This is a genomic window from Sphingobium sp. (genome assembly GCF_033795625.1).
Lineage (GTDB): Bacteria > Pseudomonadota > Alphaproteobacteria > Sphingomonadales > Sphingomonadaceae > Sphingobium.
In genome coordinates, this window is the sequence record NZ_JARYGI010000041.1 from 23,156 (window position 1) to 30,343 (window position 7,188).

The 7,188-nt window shown below is 61.2% G+C and carries 5 protein-coding genes; 4 read left to right on the top strand and 1 reads right to left on the bottom strand.

Translation table 11 applies throughout. The features are described from left to right. Positions 1 to 388: 388 nt before the first annotated feature. The 3 genes from cysS (at position 389) to QHC67_RS16135 (ending at position 4,334) form a co-directional block, all read left to right on the top strand. Positions 389 to 1,885, top strand: coding sequence for a cysteine--tRNA ligase (gene cysS / locus QHC67_RS16125; RefSeq protein ID WP_319295824.1), 1,497 nt, complete (start codon positions 389 to 391; stop codon positions 1,883 to 1,885). Beyond that, positions 1,878 to 2,837 carry a D-2-hydroxyacid dehydrogenase gene (locus QHC67_RS16130; protein WP_319295826.1) on the top strand — a complete coding sequence of 320 codons (960 nt, stop codon included), beginning with the start codon at positions 1,878 to 1,880 and terminating at the stop codon, positions 2,835 to 2,837. Before cysS ends, QHC67_RS16130 begins: the two co-directional genes overlap by 8 nt. Positions 2,838 to 2,960: 123 nt before the next feature. Next, positions 2,961 to 4,334, top strand: coding sequence for a class II 3-deoxy-7-phosphoheptulonate synthase (locus QHC67_RS16135; RefSeq protein WP_319295827.1), 1,374 nt, complete (start codon positions 2,961 to 2,963; stop codon positions 4,332 to 4,334). A 336-nt stretch (positions 4,335 to 4,670) separates the two neighbouring features. Here the strand turns inward: QHC67_RS16135 and QHC67_RS16140 are convergent, their stop codons facing one another. Then, the gene (locus QHC67_RS16140; RefSeq protein ID WP_319295828.1) at positions 4,671 to 6,743 is read right to left on the bottom strand and encodes an EAL domain-containing protein; all 2,073 of its coding nucleotides are present in this window, start codon (positions 6,741 to 6,743) and stop codon (positions 4,671 to 4,673) included. 53 nt (positions 6,744 to 6,796) lie between these two features. Here QHC67_RS16140 and QHC67_RS16145 point away from each other — a divergent pair. Continuing rightward, positions 6,797 to 7,188: transposase (locus QHC67_RS16145; RefSeq protein WP_319295830.1), on the top strand; the 392-nt coding region annotated here is incomplete at its 3' end.

Genomic DNA, 7,188 nt, shown 5'->3' on the forward strand with positions numbered 1-7,188 from the left:
CTGTGCAGCGGTAAACAAAGGCAACCGGCACATCGACCCGCAGTGCCGCGAAGCTGCACGACGCGCGTTCGGGCGGGGAGCCAGTTGCTCGCCCGATCCATGCACTACGAGCGAGGGATTATGACGACTGCTCAAACGTTCCGTGCTCCTGCTGAAGCACCGAGCCAAACCGACACATACAAGCTGGAACTCTCGACTACTGCGTTCCCGGGAGCGCTGTGCCCACAGGCATGGCTTTAGCTCAACAGCCCGAAAGCACCCCGACCGGGGGGTGACGTAGTGTCACCTTTGTCACCTTCCGACCCTACAAGCCCCTCAGCCACCTTCAGCGACGCACCCTATATCGCCAGAGGTTGACCTCTCCCCGCAACCGCATCATGCACGCGGCATGACCGAAGCTGCCCCCAATTCCACTCCGCTGCGCCTGTTCAACAGCCTGACCCGCGCCGTCGAGGCCTTCGTGCCGATCACCCCCGGAGCCGCCCGCGTCTATAGCTGCGGTCCCACGGTCTACAACTATGCGCACCTTGGCAACCTGCGCGCCTACGTCTTCACCGACACCCTGACGCGGGTACTCCGGTGGAAGGGTTACGACGTCACCCACGTCATCAACATCACCGATGTCGGCCACCTGACCAGCGACGCAGACGCAGGCGACGACAAGATGGAGGCCGCAGCCCGCGCCCAGGCCAAGAGCATCTGGGACATAGCGGCGCACTACACCGCCGCGTTCAAGAGTAACATCGCCGCCCTCAACATCATCGAGCCCAGCCGCTGGTCGGTCGCCACCGATCACATCGCCGACATGATCGCCTTCGCGACTCGCATCGCACCTGAGCATTGCTACGAACTCGACACCGGCCTCTATTTCGACAGCACCACCGTCCCCGATTACGGCGCGCTGGCCGGCGGGCATGACGACGCGGCCCATGCCCGTATCGATCCCGTAGCCGGCAAGCGCCACGCTTCCGACTTCGCGATCTGGCGCAAGTCTCCCCCCGGCGAGCAGCGCCAGATGGAATGGGACAGCCCATGGGGCAAAGGCGCGCCGGGCTGGCACCTGGAATGCTCAGTCATGTCGCTCAAATATCTTGGCGGGGACGAGCATCAGTTCGACATCCACACCGGCGGCATCGACCATCGCGAGATCCACCATCCCAATGAAATCGCCCAGAATCAGGCGTTCAACTGCACCTCTCACACCGGCGCGAACTGGTGGATGCACAACAACTTCCTGGTCGACCGGGCGGGCAAGATGTCGAAGAGCAAGGGCGGCTTCACCACGCTGTTCTCGCTGATCGACCGCGGCGTACACCCCCTCGCCTATCGCCTGCTATGCCTCAGCGCGCATTACCGCAGCGAGCTTGAGTTCAGCGGCGAGACATTGGGCGCGGCGCTGACGCGGCTCAAGCGGCTGGTGATGGCCGTGGAAGGGCTCAAGTCCCGCGCCGAGGACGTGACATGGCAGTCGGACGACCGCCCATTCCTGCTCTCGAACCTCCATCCAAAGCTGCAGCCGCTCGCCGATGCCTTCGACGCCGCGCTGTCCGACGACCTGATGGTGCCGCGCGCCATTCCCCTGCTGGAGGAAGCCGCCAGCATCAAGAAGGTGCCCGCTGACGAGAAGCTGTGCCTGATCGCCGCGATGGACATGGCGCTTGGCCTTAACCTGCTGACCCTCACGCGCGCCGACCTGCGCCTGCCGCCGAAGGACGCAACGATCACCGAGGCCGAAATCGAGGCGGAGCTTGACCGCCGAAAGGCGGCCCGGGCGGAGAAAGACTTCGCCACATCGGACGCGATCCGCGACAGCCTTGCAGCGCGGGGTGTCGACGTGATGGACGGCGATCCGCTGGGTTGGGAGTGGAGACTGAACCTTGACTGATACCGCGCCCGTCAAAGTCGTCGCCCCCGCGCTGATGCGCGCCGCCGTCGAGCCGCACCTTCCCGATGGCGTCGCCGTGCAATGGTTCGACGACGCCGCGCAGGCAATCGCCATGGCCCGCGACGCCGAAGTCGCATGGCTTGACCAGTTCTCTCTCTCCGACCGGGTGGAGGCGATCGTGGCTGCGGAAAAGCTCAAATGGTTGAGCACGATCGTCGCCGGTCTGGACGCCCTGCCCCTCGACGTTCTGACTGATCGAAAGGTGCGTCTCACCAACGGTTCCGGCCTCAACAGCGAAACGGTGGCCGACTATGCCGTGATGGGCGCCCTCACGCTCGCCAAGGGCTTCCCCGACGTCGTCCGCGCGCAGGATCGCCGTGAGTGGCTGGAGGTCGCGCCGGGCACGCTGGAGATGGACGGCACCAAGGCACTGATCATCGGCTTCGGCACGATCGGGCGCATGATCGCCGCACGCCTCAGGGCGTTCGGCGTCGAGGTGACGGGCGTGCGCCGCACGGCGGACCCCGCTGCGGGCGTTCTTGGTCCCGACGCGTGGCGTCCGCGCCTTGGCGACTACGACTGGATCGTCGTCGCAGCGCCCGCTACCGGCGAAACGCGCGCCGTGCTCGGCGTAGCGGAATTCGCCGCCATGAAGCCACAGGCACGCATCATCAACATCGCGCGAGGCGACCTCATCGACCAGCCTGCGCTGATCCGCGCGCTGACGGAGAAACGCATCGCCGGTGCCTTCCTCGACGTGACCACGCCCGAGCCCCTGCCTGCCGATGATCCGCTCTGGGCCGCGCCCAACTGCATTCTGACCATGCACCTTGCGGGCCGCAGTCAGACCACGATGTTCGCCAAGGGCGCGGCGCGCTTCGTCGACAATCTGCATCGCTACATGAAGGGCGAGCCGTTGTTGCACGAAACAGACCCGGCACGAGGGTACTGACGCACTCTTGCTCGGCGCCGCGCGTCCTGCGCAGGCAGAAGGAGTCTGCCGCCCTTGCCTTTGTTTTCCACGACGCGCATAGGGCGACGCTTGATTTAACCGTATCTGGACAGGAGAAATACAGTGGCTGCGCAGTGGACGCCCGATAGCTGGCGGACCCAGAAGGGGCTTCAGATGCCCCGTTACAACGACGCAGCGGCGCTTGCCGCAGCGGAGTCGCAGCTCAGCACCTATCCCCCTCTGGTTTTTGCAGGGGAAGCGCGTCATCTGAAAGCGGATCTTGCCAAGGTAACCGCCGGGGAAGCATTCCTGTTGCAAGGCGGCGATTGCGCGGAGAGCTTCGCCGAATTCCACCCGAACAACATCCGTGACACCTTCCGCGTGCTGTTGCAGATGGCGGTCGTGATGACTTTCGCCTCCAAGCTGCCCATCGTGAAGGTCGGCCGCATGGCGGGCCAGTTCGCAAAGCCCCGTTCGGCCGATACGGAGACGATCGGGGGCGTCGAATTGCCCAGCTATCGCGGCGACAACGTAAACGACATCGCCTTCACGGCGGAAGGCCGCGAGCCCGATCCTGCGCGGATGGTGCGTGCCTATAATCAGTCGGCAGCGACGCTGAACCTGTTGCGTGCATTCTCGACGGGCGGTTACGCCAGCCTGGATCGTGTGCATGGCTGGATGCTCGATTTCATGGGCCGCAGTCCGTGGGCGAAGAAATTCAGCGAGATGGCGGACCGCATCGGCGAAGCGCTCGACTTCATGAAGGCCTGCGGATTGAGCCCCGATACCGTGCCGCAACTTGGCGGCACGAGCTTCTACACCAGCCATGAGGCGCTGCTGCTCCCCTATGAGGAAGCGCTGACGCGGCGGGATTCACTGACGGGCGACTGGTACGACACCAGCGCGCATATGTTGTGGATCGGCGACCGCACCCGGTTCGAGGGCTCCGCGCATGTCGAATATCTCCGCGGCATCGGTAATCCCATCGGCATGAAGTGCGGTCCGAGCCTGGAGCCCGATGCTCTGCTGCGCCTGCTGGACGTGCTGAACCCCGGGCGCGAGGCAGGACGGATCACGCTGATCACGCGCTATGGCCATGACAAGATCGAGACTGGCCTGCCCAAGCTGGTGCGCGCGGTGATGCGCGAGGGACATCCGGTGCTCTGGTCCTGCGACCCGATGCACGGCAATGTCATCAAGGCGGCCAATGGCTACAAGACGCGCCCGTTCGAACGCATTCTGGCCGAAGTACGCGGCTTCTTCGCCGTGCACCGCGCCGAAGGCAGCTTCGGCGGCGGTATCCATGCGGAAATGACTGGGCAGAACGTCACGGAATGCACCGGCGGCGCGATCGCCATCACCGATGAGGGGCTGGCGGATCGTTACCACACGCATTGCGACCCCCGCCTGAACGCCGCGCAGAGCCTCGAACTCGCCTTCCTGTTAGCGGAAATGCTTAACGACGAGTTGGCAGAGCGCCGCCGAGTCGCCGCCTGATAGGGAAACGGTAAACGATTCGATCGGCGAACTGGCGCGTTGCGCGAAGGGAAGACTCGCGCCGTGCGTCAACCCATCCTCCTTCATTGCCGAGCAATGGATCCCTATGCTTCTAAAATAGAAAAGCCCCGAAGTTCGGGGCTTTTCCTCGGTCCATTTGGATTCTTAAATCCTGAAGGCAATCAGAAGTTGAAGAACCAGTCCCAGAAACCACGAACGGGCTGCTGACGACGATCACGCGAATTGTTGTTCATATCGGTCCCCATTACTAAATCAGACAGCGCATCGCGCTGCCCAAGAGGACCAATATAGAAAAAATAAGTGGTTTACAACTTATTAACCATGCGCAACGAGGCGCTGCTGCCTAGTGATCATAGTCAGCACCGTCTCCCAATCCGTGGGACGGCAGATATGGTAGCCTTGCCCGATTTCGCACCCCATCTGGTTGAGAAGATATTGCGTTTCCGCCGTTTCGATCCCTTCAGCGACGACCTTCATCCCAAGGGCATGGGCGAGCTCGATCGTCGACTGCATGACAGCCTGATCCTCAACGCTGCTATGCAGGGCCATGGAAAATTGCTTGTCGATCTTGAGCTCGGTCGCCGGGATGCTGCGAATATACTCCAGCGTCGACATCCCCGTGCCGTAATCATCGATCGAAAGAGAAACACCCATGTCGCGCAACTCTTCCAACAGGGCGATCGCTACACGCCCTTCGGCCATCGCCGCGGTTTCAGTCACTTCCAGAATCAGGTTCTGGGCCGGGAAACCGTTGGCGCTGAGGGCCTGTCGGACCATATCGATGATGTTCCGCGATGCCAGAAGTACAGACGATATGTTGACCGATATGCTGAAAGTCGGGTCCGATCGAAGAGCCTGCGCTCCAACCCGAGTCGCATCGTTGAGCACAAAGGCCGTCAGCTTTTCGATCCGGCCATGCCGTTCAGCTACTTGAATGAATTCATCGGGGCCGATGGGACCACGCGTCACATGCGTCCACCTGGCTAGCGCTTCGGCGCCGACAATCGCCTGCGTCGCGAGCTCCATCTTCGGTTGATAGGCGACCCAGATATGTCCGTTGTCGATGGCTCTATCGAGTTCGCCCAAAAGCGATAACGCCCATTGCTGCGCGCCATTAGCCGCAGGATCATGGATCTTCCAGCAGGTACCTTGGTCGGCAGCTGATCTGGCCGCGGCAAGCGCGCTCGACAGACGATGGGACAGCGGACGATCGGTCTCCTGATCGACACCGAAATTGATATCGACTGTGAAGCTTTTATCAGCGACAGCAATTGGATTGCGAAAAATCAATTGCAGCGCCTTGAACTGGTCGACCGAGGAAGCCAGCTGCTCCATGGGCATCAACCAGAAGAAATTGCCATCGTCGCCATGCAGCAATTGCAAGCTTCCGACGCCCAGGGACATACGCGACACCACGTGCTCCAGCAGATCACGCTCATTATCGGGCGGCAGCGTGCTTACGATCTCGGTGAAGCGACTTATGCGTGCGGAGACCAGGACTTGGGGATCAACCTGATCGCGATGCAGGATCGCGTTTACCGTAGGCAGCCCCGAGACCGGATTGATCGCTCCCTGATTCTGCTTCCGCGCACCGAACCGCTGCCATGCCACTGCGACCATTGCAGATACCAGCAGGATCAGGCCAGGTGCCAAAATGATGAAGATGCCCGAATTCTGCATGGGTACGGGTAAAAGGAGCATCAACATCAACGTTGCGGCACTTAGCAAGCCCCAGAACTTGGGCTGCCTGCCGGACAAGCCGGCATATGCAACCGTGAGTGCCAGCAGCCATGCTGGAAGCCATCCCAACGATTTGGTTCCACCTCCAATTAAAGTTTCGGCGCCAATCGCAGGTAGGAAAACATCGGCCGATCGCCCTTGACCGAGGATGTTCAAAATTCCACCGAACACGCTTGATCGATGTCCGACTAGCACCGTCTTGCCGGCAAGATCAGGACGATGTCCCTCCTTCTGAAGGAATTTAGCAGCGCTGAAGTAAGCGAAGCTAGACGATTGATATGAGTAGTCCACGGGAAAATTGAGGTCGAGGCGAACACGTTTGGAATAGTTTTTAGCAAGTGCCGACCATATTGCCGGATAGGTTTTTCCTCCAACTTCATGATTATAAGCTATGTCAGCTACGCCGTTCCAGTAGTTGATCCGACGCAGATTGGTCACGATCGTCCCGTGCCTTGCTATGGATGCTGCAGGCATCACTGCCTCGCCCTTTGCTTCGCCTCCGCGATAATCTGCGCTTGCGCTTAGAAAGATGCGGCCCGGCTGGTCGTGTCCCGGCGCGTGGTGTAGGTTTTGAGGGTAGCGAAGCTGACCGGACGCGCGCTCATCGATAAAGCGCTGTAGCGGCCGGTCAGTTTCGCGGGTGGTCACCGGCGAACTTCGGATAAGTTTGGGTTGCGAAGCTCAACTTACGGAGACCTCCGATGACCAATGACAAGATGGACCTGCACGCTCTGGTTGGGAAGACAGCCGACGGCGATTTTCTACGCGACATGATCGGCTTTGCCGCGCAGCGGCTGATGGAACTGGAAGTGGGCGGTGCGACCGGCGCTGCCTATGGTGAGAAAGATCCTGAGCGCCTCGCGCAGCGCAACGGCTATCGGGATCGGGACTGGGAGACGCGAGCAGGGACGGTCGAGCTGCGGATCCCCAAGCTGCGCAAGGGAACATATTTTCCAGGGTTTCTGGAGCCCCGCCGTATGGCAGAGAAGGCACTGACGGCCGTCATCCAGGAAGCTTATATCCAGGGGATCTCGACCCGCTCTGTGGACGATCTGGTCAAAGCCATGGGCATGAGTGGGATCTCAAAGAGCCA